Raw genomic sequence first — 16324 nt, 5'->3', positions numbered from 1 at the left:
AGGGACGATAGCCTATCAATCGAGAATACGCTTCCTTTCACCAATCCCGGGGAGCGACGTATCGGAAGCGACAAGGAAACGGTATGGACGATTTAAGATCAACCGCCGCTATCAATGAAGTGGCTCGGGACCTGATGAAACTACGGAGTGAGGGAAGGCAGATGCGGACCGCACGTTTTCCGATGCGTCCGACCGACCTTCGAATGGCAATGGAAACGCAACGTCTCGTTTCGGAGATGGAAGGCGTTGAAGGTCGTGCCTGGAAGGTCGCGGGCACGCCGGCCGGCCATTTCGTCGTCGCACCCCTTCATCCCTTTATGCATAGTGTCTCGAAACCCAGTTTACTTTGGCGGCCCGGCATGAAGCTCGAGGTGGAAATCGCCGTAAAGCTAGGCCGGGACCTCCCTGTCTTGTCCGAAGGCACTTATAACCGTTCCGGGATTTCGGAAGCGGTATCGGAAGTTTATCTCGGCGTGGAACTGGTTTGGTCCGCGATAGAAGACGGCGCGGGAGTGTCGTTTCCTCTTTTCTTGGCCGACAGGCTTGGAAACATGGGTTACGTGCTCGGACCGCTTCTGCCGGCTTCGCTCCTGGATTCGTGCGCGGGAACGCCGCTTCATGTGTCAGTTGATGGGCGTGTGCTGTATGAAGCCGGAGCGCGACATCCAACCGGGGACGTACTGACATGGCTTCTCGGCTATGCAAATGGTAGATTCGGGCCGCCGGCAAGCTTGACGGCGGGTTCGGTGATTACCACGGGCAGTCTTTGCGGGGCGTTCGAGATCGCGGAGCCGGGGAAGATCGAGGTCAAGCTCGGCTCGGAAGCGAGCTTCGATTTTGTGCTATCGGCCGACTTGTAATCCACCATGCGAGGCGAGGCCAAAGTTACCTCGCACCTTGATATTGTAGTTTCAGCCCTTTCTCCGGCCATCGAAGTCTTCCGACCCGCCCTGTCAGCGATAGGGTCACGACGGCGTCTTGCAACTCGGCTCCTACAAATGCGAGATTTGTCGGGTAGATCTCCGGCATCCAAATTTGGTCGAGCAATTCGCCTTCAGGCGAGACCACCGTTATGCACCCGGTCACTAAAGTAGAGACGCAGATGTTGCCTGAAGCTGCGATCTTCAGGCTGTCGATCCGCTGGAAGCCTCCAAGTCCGATGACGAGTTCACCGCCGCTTTGACTCGGAAAAGGCGTTTTAAGGAGCACCCCCGGTTCAGCGACGGCGTAGCTCCATAGTCGGGCTGTTTCCATCTCTGCAACGTATAATGTTTTAAGATTGGGTGATAAGCCAATGCCATTTGGCGCCAAAAGCGGAAACACTACCCTCTTTATCGCACTTCCATCAACTTTTCCGTAAAACACCGCGCCGTGGTCGTGCTGGAACTCCCGAACCCTACCCGTGTCAGTGAAATAAAATCCCCCTTGATCATCGAAAACAATGTCGTTCGGCCCGCTCAGTGGTCGTCCCTCGTATCGATCATACAACGTTGTGACCTCGCCAGTGGAGACGTCAACCCTTTGGATCATACCTCCTCGATAGTTCAGAGCCAGACCAACGGGCCTCAACCAGCCTTCCTCCTCTAGCCATGAGAAGCCGCCATTATTGCATACGTAGAGCGCCCCGTCCGGTCCTAAAGCCATCCCATTAGGGCCGCCATGTGTTACAGCCAGTAGTTCAACTTTTCCGCCTTCCCTGATTCTCACAATCCTGCCGCGGCCGATCTCAACGACTGCAATCGAACCGTCGGGGAGCTCGACTGGTCCTTCTGGAAAGCGAAATCCCTTCGCTATGATCTCAATATCGGGTTTCGTCATGGGATCAATTCTCTGGAGAAAAATCCGATGCCGGGAGACTGGAAAGACATTCGCAGTTTCTCCCCTTTGGACCGCTCGAAATCGAGGCGTAATGTTTAAGGCGGCCGGCCCATGAAGAGTCCGGTTTGCGCGCGATGGGACCTACCCGGCTCCCATCGCGCCCATAAAAGAAAGCACCTTTCCGATCAAAGCTTCAGAGTAGATTTGACGAATTCCGTAACCGCCTGGATTGCGGCCCGAGTCGCCTCGGGATCCTGACCAACAACCGGCTTTAGTTTTACACAAGCATCCCTGTAGCTGAAAGGCGCATTGGTTTCCGCGTTCATGAGGATACCATGATCGTTTTCTTTGATCTCGCAATCACGAACTGATTGGTCAGCCTTGGTAGCCATAGGAGGATTGGCACCGAGTGGATTATCAAACCCGTGCTCCGCGTTCGGATATTCAGTAATCGAGATGTCGACGCCCCTATTCTTCAGCCGTTCCGCATAAGCTTTGCAGGTCCGAACGGGGTTATAGTCGTCCCGAGCTCCATGAAAGATGCGGATTGGACGCTGCTGCACGTTCCCGTCTTGACGGTAGGTGGTTCCGCAGTCCGGATAGAAAATCACATAGCCGGCGAAATCGACGCCGCTCTTGTTCCACATTTTCTGAAACCGTGAAACGCTCGAATAAAGGGCGCCTTGGCCACCGCGGGAGAACCCCATCAAAATGATCCGATCTGGGTCGACCCGCGGATGCTTTGCCAAGATGTCAAGTGACCGAAAAATGTCGAGAGAAAAATTGAGGCGGCCCAACAGAGCCTGGTTGTCCCCCACGCTGGTCAGACTACGCCCGGTCATCCCGTCGATGATAAATGTCGAAATACCCATGGAGTTGAAATGGCGGCGCCAAAATTGAATATTAGGGCCGACGCCTCCCGAACCATGCATTAGGACTACGATCGGAAGCGGCCCCTTACCTTGGGCAATGCTCAATTCACCGCCGAGGACAACCTCCTTACCATTAGCATCACCATTCAGATATTGCGTATCAGTTATTGTCAGCGAGTGTATTGGGTGAAATTCGACCCGCGCCGGTATCGATTTATCTGCAATTGGCTTAGCTCCGCTTTGCCCATGCGCAACCGATGCCAAGAGCACGACAGCGAGCGATGCTTGTAGAAGTAGTTTTATCATATGGCCTCCTCCCCGGAGTGTTTCAGGTTTAAAATTGTAATTGCTTCATGATTCTGCCCGACCCGTTATGCGGCTAGCCGAAACCAGTGCCAGCGTGCCGACGAATCTCTGGCGCCAACCATGGCGAGACGTAGCCGCGATCGGCTTCTTCGATCAGCGCGCCGGGAGGGATGAGCGCGTCGATCTGGTCGAGGGTCGAATGATCCAGTTTCGTCTCGAAGCCAGCCTCCATGCTAACGAATTGCTCGATCGTCCGCGGACCGAGGATCACCGCCGTGACCGCGGCATGTGCAAGCGGAAACGCCTGCGCCATGTGCATGAGAGACAGTCCCGCCTGCCGCGCTATCGGCTCCAGCGCTGAAAGCAGTTCGAGCTTCTGGCGATTGCCGGGGCGCTCCATGTCGAAGCGCGATTGCAGAATGGGGTAGTGCTTTCCCCACTGCCCTTGGACGCGGTCCGCACGCGATCCGGCCGGTGCGCCACCTTTGGAAGAATATTTCCCGGTCAGCCACCCCCCGTTCAAGGGGCTCCAGGCCGTAAACCCCATTCGGTAGTGCTGAACGGCGGGCAATGTCTCGCGCTCGGCGGCCCGTTGAAAAATCGAGTAGGGCGACGTCTCGTTGATAAACCGGGAGAGCTTCTGCAGGCGGCTGACAGCCTGTGTCTCGGCAAGATACCAGGCGGGGGCCGTCGAGCCGCCGAGATATCGAACCTTGCCTTGCGTTACGAGATCGCTCAACGCGCCGAGCGTTTCTTCAAGATCGGTTTGAAGATCCGGGCGGTGCATCTGATACAGATCGATGTGATCCGTCTTCAACCGACGCAGGCTGTTTTCGACCTGCTTCATGATCCAATAGCGCGATCCACCTTGGTCGTTATGGCCGTCGCCGGCGGAAAGCCTGAACTTCGTCGCAAGGACGACCTTGTCGCGCCGTCCTGAAATCGCCTTGCCGACAATGCTTTCAGCTTCCCCATGGGAGTATGTGTCGGCAGTATCGATGAAGTTGATGCCCCGGTCGAGGGCCCGATGCACGATTTCGACGCATTCGCGTTCGTCGGAATTGCCGTCCGATCCGTAACTCATCGTCCCCAGCATATATTCGCTGACCTGAACCCCGGTCCGGCCAAGGTATCGATACATCATGGCAGTGTGTCTCCTGCGCCAAACTCGGTTCAATCGGCGTTGTCAAATCCGAAGAGGGCCGTTGTTAGCTTCGTTGTTCTTCCAGCTAAGTGCGGGTGTGGTCGCACCGCATCGCAACGGGGATGCGGTGCTTAAAAGCTCAAGACTTCGAGAGAGCCTCGGCATAGCGGGACTTGACCTGCGAAACGACGCTCTCAGGCGTACTTCCGAGCAGGATCATGCGCTGGAATTCCTCGCCGGCGATCTGATTGAATATCGATTGAATGACAGAGTAGGTCACCAGACGGCCTCGCTCTTGCACGAGGTCCTTCCAACCTGACTGATCCGCGGCTTCAGGCGTTGAAAAATAGGGATCGTTGTAGACGCTTGCCCGCGCGACGACTTCCCCGCCACGGGCGGCGAGAATCTGCGCTTCCGGGCTTGTCATGAATTTCACGAACTCCCACGCGGCTTCCTTGTTTGGGGAGTTTGCGTTGATGCTCAACTGGAAGCCATAGGCGGTAAGCTTGTCGTCAGGCGCAATGGAAGGCGCCGGAGCCCAGGCGAGATCGTTGTCGGCGACCGCTTTCTCGATTCCCTTATATCGGTAGAGGCCAAACGATGCGGAAGCGACCGCTCCCGAACGCAGACCGTCCTGCAACTCATTATATCCGTATTGCAAAGTGACAGGCGTGGAGGCCTTCTTTGCAAAAAGGTCTGATACAGTCGTTGCCGCCAGCAGAAGCCGATCATCGGCAAAAGCGATGTTCCGTCCGTCGGGAGCGAAAAGAGGACCGTCATTACCTGCGAGCATTGAACTGATGATGAATTCGTTAAATGCCTGAGCGCCGCCAATCCCGCCCGTAACGCCGATCGGAACAGCATATCCGATTGTTGCTCCCTTGGTGAGTTTTGCCCCCAAAGCCCCGACTTCCTCATAGGTGCGCGGAGGAGTCGTAATTTGGGCTTCTGCAAACCGGCTTTTGCGATAAACGAGGATCGGAATACGAAAGTCTTGCTGCAGACCCCATAGTTTCCCGTTGACCTTCGTCTGATCCAGCGGAATCAGCCAGTCCTTGGTGTCGATGCCATCGCGGGCTACAAGGTCATCGATTGGCAAGATCGAGCCGGTGGACGAATATTCCGGCTGCTGGGAATTTGAGACGCGTATGACGTCAGGCGCACCGGCGCGGGCGCGGGCAGCGCGGATGCCGTTTGCACCTGAAGGATCGACGATAACCTTGATCTTGATCGATGGATTGGCCTTTTCAAAGGCCTCGATCATGCGGTTCTGCGCGGCCGCTCGCGGGTCCTTGGCGTTGACCGGATCAAGAAAGCCGTTGTAGCTCACCTCAGTTGTCGTGCCTGATAGCGCCGATGCCTTGCGGCTTCCAACCCCGGCAACAACGGATGCTGCAGCAAACCCGCCTAATAGTGAGCGGCGCGATAGTTTCAGGTTTTCGTGCATATGGTTTCCTCCCTCTTGCAATTGTTCTCTGTCGTGCGTGAGCACGCCACGTCAGGTGATCCGGTCGTCAATGCGGTAAGAATTTTCCTCGGCCGACGATGCTGCCACCTCCTGGCCACACCGGCTTATCCTCAACGCGTCTAAGGTCCGGAACGCTGTTGGAACGTCATTCTATCTAGGAAAATAGGCTTGTCAACTGCGGCGAATCGACGTTTGCGGGATGGGAAATCGGCCTGGTTCGAGGCTTGACAGGCAATACACAGCCGTAAATGATGGAACGGTGTTCTGATAATTGCTTGCCTCTGCTTGCGAGCTCCTGCTCGCGGCTATCGGTTCACACAGACGGTTGGGCGAGGCAGGAGCCAATGCGTCCGCGTCACTGAAGCTTCTGGCTACAGGACTGCGTTCCACAGCGCCCACTAATGGGTATTCACGGAAATAGGGAGGTAAGATATGCGTGTGCTTGTGACTGGAGTGAGCGAGGGGATAGGCGGCACGATATGCCGCGAAATCTCTAAGAGGCCAGGCTCGGCCATCGCAATGTGCGTTCGAAAGAACCGGGGGGCTGTGGAGGGACTTGCAGACGAACTGCGGCATCAGGGCTGCGAAGTCCTTATTCTTGAAGGCGATCTTCGCGACCCCGCTGTCCCCGACTATTTCGTCGGGGCAGCAACGGACGCCTTTGAGGGGCTTGACGCTATCGTTTCGAATGCGGGCGCAGTCGATCCGACGTCCTTGGAAGACATGCCACTCGAAGTCTGGGAAGACATGTTCACATTGACATGCCGCGCGAGCTGGCTTCTGGCGAAGGCAGGTTTCCCGCACCTGAAGAATAGCCAGGGTGCCTATGTCGCGATCTCATCGCAATCCGGCGTTCATCCGCATCGTCAGACAGGTGCTTATAGCGCAGCTAAGGCCGCGCTGATCATGTTGTGCAAGCAGATGGCGCTGGAATGGGGAGAGTACGGCATACGAGTCAACAGCGTCTCGCCCGGAATGATCATGACACCCATGACGCGCTCGGTGTACGATGACGTTGACATCATGCGCCAACGAGAGGCCATCGTCCCTCTGAAGCGGATCGGGGCGCCTGTCGATGTCGCGCGTATCGTGAATTTTCTGATCGATCGGGACAATCGCTACATCACCGGCGAGAATATCATGGTTGATGGCGGCCTCACACTTTCAGTTCTTGACCGGATCCCCGGCATCGCTCGCCGCAAGTCGGATATCGGCTCATCGGGGGCAGAAAATGCCTAGTCGCACCAGTAGCGCAAGCGGACCCTTGGTAAGAATCGCTGTCGTCGGAACCGGTGCCATCGGTCGCCGTCACGCCCTTTTCTGCATGGAAGAGCCAGATGTCAGTCTTGTCGGCATCGTCGATCCGGCAGAAAGCGCGGGCGGCTTCGCTGCGGATCTTGGTGTAGATCACCATCGATCTCTGGACGCGCTACTGGAACGGCATAAGGTGGACGGGATCATTATTGCGGCCCCTACGCAGCTTCATCGCGACATCGCCATGGTTGCCATATCGCATGGGGTCTCCGTGCTTATCGAAAAGCCGATCACCGTGCTTCCGGCCGAAGCCGCAGAACTCGTCGTGGCCGCACGGTCAACCGGCGCGAAAATACTGGTCGGGCACCACCGGCGACATAATCCGGTCGTCCAGCGCGCGCGCGAGATCGTCACGCATGAACTTGGTCGTCTCCTGGCAGTCAACGTGCTCTGGGCGTTGCTGAAGCCCCCCAGTTATTTTGAACCGGACTGGCGCCGCCGTATCGGCGCCGGGCCGATCCTGACGAACCTGGTACACGACGTCGATCTCCTTCGATACATCTGCGGTGAAATCAGCAGCGTTACGGCACAGACGAAAGCCTCTGCCCGAAGCCATGACGTGGAGGACACGGTCGCTGTCCTGCTCGCTTTTGAATCGGGCGCACTGGGTACATTGATCGGATGCGATGCCAGTCCGTCGCCCTGGTCCTGGGACTTGAACTCGGGCGAGAACCCGTTGCTTCCGCTCAGTCGGGAAAATTCCTATCGCTTCTTCGGCACGGAAGGGGCGCTCGAGTTCCCGGACCTGCACCTCTGGCGTTACCGCGTCGATGGGGAACCAGGATGGACGCAGCCGATCAGTCGCGAAAATCGAACCGTCCATGTGGCTGCCGATGCCTATCGCTTGCAACTGCAGCATTTCGTGCGTGTTATCACTGGCGAGGAAGAGCCGCTCGTGAGCGGCGAAGACGGGATGCGAAGTCTCCAGGCGACCGCTGCCATTCTCGAATCCGCCATGACCGGCCGGTCCGTCGATCCTTCCCGGTTGACATAGCTGGCGCGCTGAAGCTGCGCGTGCGACGCTCATGTTGCGGCATCTCTCGGCCGATGGTACAGGCAGAACGTTTGCAGGTCCATCATACGCCGCGGCGCGCTCCGGAGTTTCATGCACGCAGGATGAGAATAGTCTTGCCGGCATTCGCCTGGAACAAAATCCTTACCTCTTGAGAAAAAAGGGGGAGCGAAACGGAGGTTCCCGTTTCGCTCCCGCCGGTCTCTTCGCTTTATATCTACTGCGCCTTGCTTAGCGCGGCATCATAACGTTCGACAACCTCGTTGTAGGCATCTTCCGGTGAACCATCGCGCAAGACCATTCGCTGGAAGGCCTCGCCGACAATGGTGTGGAAGGTCGACAGGATTGGCGTATAGCCAACAGTGCGACCGCGCTTGCTGATGAGATCCGCCCATTGAACTTGGTTCTGGGCTACCTCATTCTTGAAATACGCTGCGCTGTAAGCCGATTTTCGCGAGACGACTTCGCCGCCTTCTGCCGCGATCGCCTGCGCCTCGGGCGAGACCATGAACTTAATGAAGGTCCAGGCAGCATCCTGCTTATCGGACTTTTTGTTCATTGCGATGTGGTAGCTGTACACGGTCTGCTTGTCCGTATCGGAGAAGGCAGGGGCGGCTGCCCAGCCCAGATCGTCTCCGCCACCTTGCTGCTGAACGGTTTTGTAGCGATAAAGGCCGAACACTGTCATCGCCGCCGTTCCTGACCGGATCGCGTCATGAACCTCGTTGATGCCCATCTGCGCGCTTCGCATCGGCGTGACTTTGCACGTCGTGAAGAAGTCCTTGATTGTTTTCGAAGCGCGGATGAAAGCCTCCTTTGTAAAGGCAATCTTGCCATCAGGACCGAAATATTGGCCTTCATTGCCGGGGAGCATGGAGCTTAGATAGAACTCTCCGAGGCCCTGTGCGCCGCCAAGACCACCCGTAGCCCCAAGCGGAACTGCAAATGGAATGGTATTGGCGTCCGTGAATTTTGCACCGGCCGCACAGACTTCGTCCCAGGTTTTAGGCGGGGTAACACCAGCTTGCTGAAGAGCGCCCTTGCGATAGAAAAGGATAGGTATCCGGAAGTCCTGAGGAAGACTGAAGAGCGCGTCGCCCACCTTGGTGCTGGAGAGTGGAAGAAGCCAGTCGTCGTCTGGAATACCATCTTTCTTCACGAGATCGCCCAGATCGACAAGATTACCGGTCGAGGCGAATTCAGCGATCGCGAAGCCGACAATGCGCACGACGTCAGGGGTTTGGCTACCAGATTTGATCGAGCGCGATACCGTCTGGCCTGTCGGATCGACGAGCAGCTTGATCTTGATGTCCGGATTCTTAGCTTCGAAGGCCTGGATCATCTTCGTCTGTGCGGCGGCTCGAGGATCCTTGGCATTATTAGGATCTAGAAACGTCGAGTAAACGATTTCGCTGCTCTGGGCGAAAGCTTGTTGGGTGAGGGACGAGACCACGCCCGCACTGAGACCGAGTACCGCTGCGGCAGTGAGCAAGGCACGTCTGGATTTTGTAATCACGATGATATTCCTCCCTTGATGGTTGGCGATTTTTTTCAGCCTTTAACCGCGCCAGCGGTAAGGCCCGAGATGAACCACTTCTGCATGAAACCGAACATGATGATGACGGGCATGGATGCGATCATGACGAAGGCCATCATGTAGGACCAAGAGATGCCGATCGCGTCGAATACCTGGTTGACGAGAGCAACCTGGAGCGTTCTCTTGGCGACGTCAGGTGCAAAGACCGCCACGGTGATGTAATCGTTCCAGGTTGTGACGATACCAATGGTCGCAACGGCGGCGATGCCCGGACGTATCAAGGGAAGTATGAGATTCCAGATGATATCGAACCGGTTCGCTCCATCCATGATGGCCGACTCTTCGATTTCGACCGGGACCGCTTCGACGAAATTGGCAATGAACCAGACCGTCTGTGGGATGATCCTTGCGGAGAGAATGATCGTCACCACGATCCCGCTATTGAGCAGGCCTACCGAGTCGAGCAGATAATAGGTGGGAACGAGCAATGCCACGCCTGGCACCATCGAGGTCGCCAGAATGACCATCATCAACGCCCGCTTGCCCGCGAAATCGAAACGCGCGGCAGCATAGCCCGCAGGTATTCCAACAAGAAGGGCAATGACGACAGCCCCAACGGCGTACGCGATCGAATTCCACAAATCCTGCAGAAAGGACTGATCCTGGAAAACCTTGATGTAGTTTTCGAGCGTCGCCGAACTCGGCCAGAGCGTTGGCGGAACTGCGACGGCTTCGACCTCTGTCTTAAACGAAGTTGCCAAGGCCCACAAAATTGGGCCAAGGACGATGAGTGCGATGAACAGGGAACCCAGTATCGCAGCGAGCCGTCCAGCTGGACGATCTGAGGATAGAGCGGTACTCATACTTCGGGATCTCCTATCCGGTAACACGGCCGGTGAGCCGTGTGTAAAGCGCACCAAGAGCGATGTTCATGAAAAGAACGACGATCGAGACGACAGCCGTGGGACCAATATTAACGGCTTGAATGGTGCCGCGGAACGCTTCGAAGCTCAGCGTGGTCGTCGAACCCAAAGGCCCGCCGCCCGTCATGACGATAATCAGCGTCATCAGCGTCAGGTAGATGATCGAAAGGGTGAGAGCCGTGCTGCCGAGCGTCGGAATGATATGCGTCAGAGTGACATAGCGGAATTTGACGAAGGCACCGCCACCGTCGATCTCTACGGCTTCATACAATTCCTTGGGAATCGACTGCATCGCCGCCGTGGCCATCACCATGACGTAGGGAAACGACCACCAGGCGGTGACCAGCGTGATGAGAGGCAATGCCAGACCCGGGTCGCCCAACATCAGGCCGGGATCGAACCCAGCCGCCTGAATGAGGTACGGAATAGGTCCAAAGGATGGATTGAGAAGCCAGAGCCAAATGCTGCCCACCACCGACATGGAAAGCGTCCAGGGGAACAGAATAAAGACACGTAGGGCCGAACCGGTGACGCCGGCACTGTTGAGCACAAGCGCCGCCGCCATTCCGAGGATCAGGGCGCCCGCCAGTGATCCGAAAACGTAGGTCAGCGAGATGAGCGTGGTGTCCCAGAATTCGGGGGAGGTCAGAACTTCGCGGTAATTGGCGAGTCCGACGAAGCCTGCCAACTCGTAATATTTCGTCTTCTGAAAACTGAGCCAGGCCACGAACACCGTCGGATACAGTGTGACGAGAAAGAGGATCAGTACCGCCGGCGCAAACCAGAGATATGGCGCCCATGTGAAGCGAGGCACTTCGTCGACCTCGGGATTTTCACTTACGAACTTTGCTCCAACGGGGTTGGCCGCGGCTTGAATAGGTGGTGTTGACATATTTGTTTCCGTCCTTACCAACGCTGCGCGAGTACTGACAGCTAAAGGCTGTCGTGCATTCGGTGACTAGGAGATGCGCCGCCCGTCGCTTTCGCGGAAAAGGTGGATGCGGGAAAGATCCGGCGTCACCCGAATTGTTTCTCCGGCTTTCGGCAGGGTCCGGTCACGGAGTATGCACACGATGCTCTGTGAGCCGTGCCGTGCGATGATCTGCGTCTCCGAGCCTGTCGGTTCGACGACAGCGACTGTGAGAGGCAAGCCATCTGTGTCGCTCAATGTGAGATGTTCTGGCCGCACGCCATAAATGACGCTTTCGGACGACGAATAATTAAAGCCTTCGGGCAACGGCAGTGAAGATCCGTCTTCCAGGATGAACCGCCCTTGTTCCGCTCGCCCTTTCAGAAAATTCATAGCGGGAGAGCCGATGAAGCCGGCCACGAACATGTTGTTAGGGTGATCATAAAGGTCGAGAGGAGCGCCGACCTGCTCGACATATCCATCGTGCATCACGACGATCTTGTCGGCCATCGTCATTGCTTCCACCTGATCGTGGGTCACATAAACCGTTGTGGTCTTCAGGCGCTGGTGGAGTTCCTTGATCTCGGCACGCATCTGTACCCGCAGCTTGGCATCCAGGTTCGAAAGCGGTTCGTCGAACAGGAAGACCTGGGGGTTTCTAACGATCGCACGCCCCATGGCCACACGCTGACGCTGGCCACCGGACAGTTCACGGGGATAGCGGTCGAGGAGCTTGGTGAGGCTGAGAATTTCCGCTGCCCGTTTTACACGCGTCTCGCGCTCCTCTTTAGAAGCTTTCTTCAGCTTGAGGGAGAAGCCCATGTTTTCAGCAACGCTCATATGAGGATAAAGCGCGTAGTTCTGAAAAACCATAGCGATGTCGCGCTCTTTCGGCGGAATGTTGTTGACCGTGCGTCCGCCAATCTGGATCTCGCCGCCGGTGATGCTCTCCAGTCCGGCAATCATGCGCAGAAGGGTCGATTTTCCACAGCCGGAGGGTCCGACCAACGTGACAAATTCGCCTTCGTTGATGTCGACCGACACGCCATGAAGCACTTTTACCGCTCCATATGCCTTGCGCACTGCCTTTAGCTCAACATTAGCCACTCAAACCTCCCATTGACCGTAAAGACGGCCCCTCCTGGACCACGACCGATAATCGCCATTATCGGAACGTTATTCCATTAAGGTTGGCAGGTGTCAAGCTTCGCCTTCGATCCTCGAAGAATTCGACGTTATGTCTTGATCTCAAACGGCCTCTTCAATGCCTTTGGGCACGGCCACGGCAGGAGTTTGCCGACCAGGGAGCGAAATCCGATAAGGCCACAGCTCGGAGAGTTCCTGCGCCGCTGATTTTACCTGCTCTGCGACTTCCGGAACGACGACCGGCGAAAAACGATGAATCGGACCAGCAACACTGACCGTCCCGACAACTTGTCCGCTTACCCGTATCACGGCCGCGATTGCAGCGACCCCCGGCTCGGCTTCCTCGATGGCACTTGCCCACCCTTGCTCTTGAGTTTCGTCAAGGGCTGCCGAGAACGTCTGCTTGGTCGTTATCGCCCGGGGACCGCCAATATCTGTGCGTCCAAGACCGCTGGCTATAGCACGAGCCAGCGCTTCGTCGCGATCGAGTGTCGCGAGCCACGCTTTCCCGTTTGCCGTTGTATGAAGCGGCACTTTCGCGACTAATTCCGGCTGATAGATCAGACCCGAACGAACACCTTGCGAATGCGCAATCCATGTCAGGCCATCTGGGTCGATGATGGCAATCCTGCCAAGGCCTTTTGTCGTATCTGCCAAACGATCGAGGATCGGCTGACAAATATCCGGGATCTTCGTCCCGGCCAGCAGACGTTGGCCAACAACAGCCAGTCGCAGTGATAAGCGATAATAACCGCTATCGGGAACTTGTTCAGCCCAGCCCAAGTCGCACAAGCTGGTAAGAAGGCGATGAGCTGCGCTTTTCGGAACGTCTAATCGTCGACTGATCTCGCCAAGGGACAATCCGCCCGCGTTTTCACTGAGCAGCGTGATGAGATCGAAACAGCGGTCTAGGAGGGATTTGACAAGTCGCATGATACCACGATAGTTGGTTGCCGGAATACAATTCTGTTAACACATTGACGGCAAGGGCGCAACTTTCCGCTCGTTGTGGTCAGGGAAGTAACCAAGCCGGTATGCAACGCTAAAACGGGCTACCACCGCTTCAATCGCTGCGTGAAGTCCGAACCTGCATGACGATTTATGCGGGGCAGCATCATTGTGTGAAAAATGGCTCTGGATAGAGAACTGAAAAATATCCTTACCGCGGAGGACAATATGAAAATAGCGATATTCGACGTTAGTCACTGGCATTTTCCTCTCTATCTGTCCGCGCTGCAGGATCCAGGAATAGAGGTTATTGGAATATCCGACTCTGCGTCATTTGCCGGTCAAAAATTCGCCGACCAACTGAATACGAAACTCTTCGCTTCGAACGAAGATCTGCTTAAAGAGAATTTCGATTTTGCTCTGGTGTTTAGCCGACACTCAGATATGGCGGAGCTTGCCGAGCGATTGATCACGCGTGGAATACCCTTCCTTATCGAAAAGCCTTGCGGTCTCAACCTTCAGGAAGTCAGCCGGATACGCCATCTTTCCGAAGAGCGTGGCGTCTATGTCAGCGTTCCATTCATTCTGCGCGTTAGCGATCTCGCGAGCCGCCTGTCGGTGTCAGAAGGCTTCGCCCCTGACGGCTATCAGCACCTTGCATTTCGCTTCATTGTTGGACCGGTCGCTCGATATGAACGGGGAGGGTGCAGTTGGATGCTCGACAAACAGTATGCCGGTGGTGGATCGACGCTCAATGTCGGGGTTCATTTCATCGATCTGATTTCATCATTGACCGACAGCCCGATCACGCAGGTTTCTGCTCAGATGCAGACCTATCGGCCTGATGTAACGGTTGAAGAACAGGCCGCTTTTACATGCCGCACCGCCGCTGGCCAGATCGGTGTGATCGAGACCGGGTATCTATATCCATCGACGGCGGATGATCAGCGCGATTTCGCTTTTTCAATCTCGCATTCGAATTCTTATGTGAGAGGATTTTCAGACCAGTTCTACAGAAAATCACGCGATCAACAGCAGGGGCGCTCTGTCACGGTAGAATACAACACCGATGCTTACTACTCCACTTTCCTGAGGCAATCCTGGGCAGATCTTCGGGCCGGTCGAAAGCCGCTCGCAGGATTGCGGGAGGCGGAGCATGCATTTGCCGTTGTCGAGGCGGGGTACCGTTCCGCAGCAAACGGTGGCGTTCCTGAACAAGTACAAGGAACTCTGGAATAACTGGGAGCAGCATGCTCGGGCTTGGCGTTGTGTTGGAGATTTTCTGATGGCTAGATTGACATATAAAACGAGCGGGCTTTCCCTTTCCGTTTCTGAGCAGGGCGACGGATTGCCGTTCGTATTTCAACACGGGCTGTGCGGAGACGCAGACCAGCTTATTCAAGTCTTCCCCGAAGACACTGGATATCGGTGTGTGACGATCGAATGTCGGGGACATGGGCAGTCCGAGACTGGTCCGCTTGACGGTCTGTCAATACCGACGTTCACTGACGACGTGGCTGGATATATCCAACACTTGGACCGACCGGTTATTGGCGGCATCTCTATGGGCGCCGCAATATCTCTTCGAATTGCCGTACGCTGGCCGCATATGATAAGAGCGCTGATCCTGGCCCGGCCTGCGTGGGTAACCGAAGATGCGCCCAAAAGCGCATATCCAAATTTTTTTGTGGGGCAATTGCTCTCGCAATACGAGCCTCACGAAGCTTTAAGTCGTTTTGAGGCGTCAGCGGTTGCAAAGGATCTCGCTGAACACGGTCCAGACAACCTGTCGGCAGCCCGCGGATTTTTCACTCGCGAGCCGGTAACGGTAACATCTGCCTTGCTAACATCCATCGCCATGGGGGGCCCTGGCGTAACTGAAGACGAAATCAGGAAGATTTCTGTGCCAACGCTCGTGATTGGAAATAATCGTGATCCCGTCCACCCCGTTTCCTATGCGCGAGTGTTAGCCGAAATGATCCCTAACGCCTCCTTCGTCGAGATTACTTCGAAGTCTGACAGCGTTGAAGCATACCGACACGATTTTAAATCTGCGCTCGAGAAGTTTCTCGGAAACCTCAATTAGAGCATCGGGCGATTAATGTGCAACGCACCCGGCTTTCCTGAAGTCGTTCCAGCATTCTTGCTGTGAGAACAGCTGGCAGACCTTGCCGACGGCTTTCCAAAGGTCGTCATAGGTTCTGGCCTTGTGTTTTCGGAGCAAGGTCTTGAGCTTGGAAAAGGCCATCTCGATGGGGTTGAGGTCCGGGGAGTAGCGTGGCAGGAACCAGAGCCACGCCTTCTTCTCGGCGATGGCAGCGGCCGCTCTGGGGCTTTTGTGGACATTGAGGTTGTCCCAGATCACGACGTCTCCCGGCTGGAGCGTCGGTGCGAGCTGCGTGCGCACATAGGTGTCGAACTTGTCGCCATCCATGGCGCCATCGACGACGAAGGGAGCGGTGATGGCATTGCATCGCGGGCTGGCGGTGGTCATGCCACTCATCCCGTTCCTGGCGAACATCGGCGCGTTCGCGTTCCGCTGCCATCAGCGTTTTTTTAAAGATAAAGCCGGCGCGACAGAGAAATTTGGACAGGTTGGAGGGATCGGCGCTCACGCCATGATCGGCCTCGCGCCAGATTGCCAGCTCGGGCATCGTGATATCTGGTTGCCCTCCACCTTGGCGATGATCGCCTCCCGGCAAGGTCCGAGCTTGCCACTGTCGCGACGGCGCCCCCGCCGCGAAGGCTCCAACGAACCAGTTCGATCCAATCGCGGCTTGAGCCGGACCGCCGTGGCGGCGGAAACAGAAAAATCAGCGGCGGCGGCGCGGCGCGACTTGCCGCGCGATATCGCATCGACAATCCGATGACGCAGATCCAAGGAAAACGCGTGAGACATGGCAAAATCCTCCTGCCATATCGAATC

15 protein-coding genes and 1 pseudogene are annotated in these 16324 nt (G+C 56.2%); 5 read left to right on the top strand and 11 right to left on the bottom strand.

What is annotated here, in order from left to right:
• Nucleotides 1-83 precede the first annotated feature (83 nt).
• Entirely contained in the window at nt 84-860 is a 777-nt protein-coding gene (locus ADU59_RS27940; protein ID WP_068958869.1) for a hypothetical protein, read from the top strand.
• Nucleotides 861-885: 25 nt separating this feature from the next.
• On the opposite strand, the gene ADU59_RS27935 is transcribed toward ADU59_RS27940, so the two are convergent.
• The 4 genes from ADU59_RS27935 to ADU59_RS27920 all read right to left on the bottom strand — a co-directional run bounded on the left by ADU59_RS27935 (nt 886) and on the right by ADU59_RS27920 (nt 5587).
• On the bottom strand, nt 886-1818 hold the full coding sequence (locus ADU59_RS27935) for an SMP-30/gluconolactonase/LRE family protein (RefSeq protein ID WP_068958866.1): 933 nt from the start codon (nt 1816-1818) through the stop codon (nt 886-888).
• Nucleotides 1819-2003: 185 nt separating this feature from the next.
• The gene (locus ADU59_RS27930) at nt 2004-2996 is read right to left on the bottom strand and encodes a dienelactone hydrolase family protein (protein WP_068958865.1); all 993 of its coding nucleotides are present in this window, start codon (nt 2994-2996) and stop codon (nt 2004-2006) included.
• A gap of 73 nt (nt 2997-3069) precedes the next feature.
• Nucleotides 3070-4140 carry an aldo/keto reductase gene (locus tag ADU59_RS27925; protein ID WP_068958863.1) on the bottom strand — a complete coding sequence of 357 codons (1071 nt, stop codon included), beginning with the start codon at nt 4138-4140 and terminating at the stop codon, nt 3070-3072.
• A 139-nt stretch (nt 4141-4279) separates the two neighbouring features.
• On the bottom strand, nt 4280-5587 hold the full coding sequence (locus tag ADU59_RS27920) for an ABC transporter substrate-binding protein (protein ID WP_083198451.1): 1308 nt from the start codon (nt 5585-5587) through the stop codon (nt 4280-4282).
• Between the two features lie 453 nt (nt 5588-6040).
• Here ADU59_RS27920 and ADU59_RS27915 point away from each other — a divergent pair, with 453 nt between their 5' ends.
• Both ADU59_RS27915 and ADU59_RS27910 read left to right on the top strand, forming a co-directional pair.
• Complete coding sequence (locus ADU59_RS27915) at nt 6041-6847, top strand: SDR family NAD(P)-dependent oxidoreductase (protein WP_068958859.1); 807 nt, start codon at nt 6041-6043, stop codon at nt 6845-6847.
• Nucleotides 6756-7916: a Gfo/Idh/MocA family oxidoreductase gene (locus ADU59_RS27910; RefSeq protein WP_083198450.1), complete on the top strand. Its 1161-nt coding sequence runs from the start codon at nt 6756-6758 to the stop codon at nt 7914-7916. The genes ADU59_RS27915 and ADU59_RS27910 overlap by 92 nt, the downstream gene beginning before the upstream one ends.
• Nucleotides 7917-8151: 235 nt before the next feature.
• Here ADU59_RS27910 and ADU59_RS27905 read toward each other — a convergent pair whose 3' ends face one another.
• From ADU59_RS27905 to ADU59_RS27885, 5 genes are all read right to left on the bottom strand, one after another.
• The gene (locus ADU59_RS27905; RefSeq protein WP_139093237.1) at nt 8152-9450 is read right to left on the bottom strand and encodes an ABC transporter substrate-binding protein; all 1299 of its coding nucleotides are present in this window, start codon (nt 9448-9450) and stop codon (nt 8152-8154) included.
• A gap of 35 nt (nt 9451-9485) precedes the next feature.
• A complete protein-coding gene (locus ADU59_RS27900) occupies nt 9486-10232 on the bottom strand; it encodes a carbohydrate ABC transporter permease (protein ID WP_068958853.1) in 747 nt (248 codons plus the stop codon).
• Between the two features lie 115 nt (nt 10233-10347).
• Complete coding sequence (locus ADU59_RS27895) at nt 10348-11286, bottom strand: carbohydrate ABC transporter permease (RefSeq protein WP_083198448.1); 939 nt, start codon at nt 11284-11286, stop codon at nt 10348-10350.
• A 66-nt stretch (nt 11287-11352) separates the two neighbouring features.
• Nucleotides 11353-12411, bottom strand: a complete 1059-nt coding sequence (locus ADU59_RS27890; RefSeq protein WP_068958849.1) for an ABC transporter ATP-binding protein — start codon at nt 12409-12411, stop codon at nt 11353-11355.
• Nucleotides 12412-12552: 141 nt separating this feature from the next.
• Nucleotides 12553-13383 (bottom strand): IclR family transcriptional regulator, encoded by an 831-nt coding sequence (locus tag ADU59_RS27885; RefSeq protein WP_068958847.1) that lies wholly within the window; start codon nt 13381-13383, stop codon nt 12553-12555.
• A 243-nt stretch (nt 13384-13626) separates the two neighbouring features.
• On the opposite strand from ADU59_RS27885, the gene ADU59_RS27880 reads away from it, so the two are divergent.
• Together ADU59_RS27880 and ADU59_RS27875 are read left to right on the top strand one after the other, a co-directional pair.
• The gene (locus tag ADU59_RS27880; RefSeq protein WP_068958973.1) at nt 13627-14637 is read left to right on the top strand and encodes a Gfo/Idh/MocA family protein; all 1011 of its coding nucleotides are present in this window, start codon (nt 13627-13629) and stop codon (nt 14635-14637) included.
• A 46-nt stretch (nt 14638-14683) separates the two neighbouring features.
• A complete protein-coding gene (locus tag ADU59_RS27875) occupies nt 14684-15484 on the top strand; it encodes an alpha/beta fold hydrolase (protein WP_068958845.1) in 801 nt (266 codons plus the stop codon).
• 12 nt (nt 15485-15496) lie between these two features.
• Here the strand turns inward: ADU59_RS27875 and ADU59_RS31255 are convergent, their stop codons facing one another.
• Together ADU59_RS31255 and ADU59_RS31250 are read right to left on the bottom strand one after the other, a co-directional pair.
• Entirely contained in the window at nt 15497-15892 is a 396-nt protein-coding gene (locus tag ADU59_RS31255) for a transposase (protein ID WP_244506530.1), read from the bottom strand.
• A gap of 117 nt (nt 15893-16009) precedes the next feature.
• Nucleotides 16010-16324, bottom strand: a pseudogene (locus ADU59_RS31250) (hypothetical protein); the annotation flags it as partial.

It is taken from the genome of Pararhizobium polonicum (assembly GCF_001687365.1).
Classification (GTDB): domain Bacteria; phylum Pseudomonadota; class Alphaproteobacteria; order Rhizobiales; family Rhizobiaceae; genus Pararhizobium; species Pararhizobium polonicum.
The sequence above is the reverse complement of the archived record's forward strand: the minus strand, read 5'-3'. Positions and strand labels throughout refer to the sequence as shown.

Excerpts from the sequence above, each read along its gene's own strand:
- ADU59_RS31255 (WP_244506530.1), bottom strand. The coding sequence starts at position 15,892 with ATGACCACCGCCAGCCCGCGATGCAATGCCATCACCGCTCCCTTCGTC.
- ADU59_RS27880 (WP_068958973.1), top strand. The coding sequence starts at position 13,627 with ATGAAAATAGCGATATTCGACGTTAGTCACTGGCATTTTCCTCTCTAT.
- ADU59_RS27930 (WP_068958865.1), bottom strand. The coding sequence starts at position 2,996 with ATGATAAAACTACTTCTACAAGCATCGCTCGCTGTCGTGCTCTTGGCA.
- ADU59_RS27920 (WP_083198451.1), bottom strand. The coding sequence starts at position 5,587 with ATGCACGAAAACCTGAAACTATCGCGCCGCTCACTATTAGGCGGGTTT.
- ADU59_RS27885 (WP_068958847.1), bottom strand. The coding sequence starts at position 13,383 with ATGCGACTTGTCAAATCCCTCCTAGACCGCTGTTTCGATCTCATCACG.
- ADU59_RS27895 (WP_083198448.1), bottom strand. The coding sequence starts at position 11,286 with ATGTCAACACCACCTATTCAAGCCGCGGCCAACCCCGTTGGAGCAAAG.
- ADU59_RS27915 (WP_068958859.1), top strand. The coding sequence starts at position 6,041 with ATGCGTGTGCTTGTGACTGGAGTGAGCGAGGGGATAGGCGGCACGATA.
- ADU59_RS27910 (WP_083198450.1), top strand. The coding sequence starts at position 6,756 with ATGGCGGCCTCACACTTTCAGTTCTTGACCGGATCCCCGGCATCGCTC.
- ADU59_RS27875 (WP_068958845.1), top strand. The coding sequence starts at position 14,684 with ATGGCTAGATTGACATATAAAACGAGCGGGCTTTCCCTTTCCGTTTCT.
- ADU59_RS27940 (WP_068958869.1), top strand. The coding sequence starts at position 84 with ATGGACGATTTAAGATCAACCGCCGCTATCAATGAAGTGGCTCGGGAC.
- ADU59_RS27925 (WP_068958863.1), bottom strand. The coding sequence starts at position 4,140 with ATGATGTATCGATACCTTGGCCGGACCGGGGTTCAGGTCAGCGAATAT.
- ADU59_RS27935 (WP_068958866.1), bottom strand. The coding sequence starts at position 1,818 with ATGACGAAACCCGATATTGAGATCATAGCGAAGGGATTTCGCTTTCCA.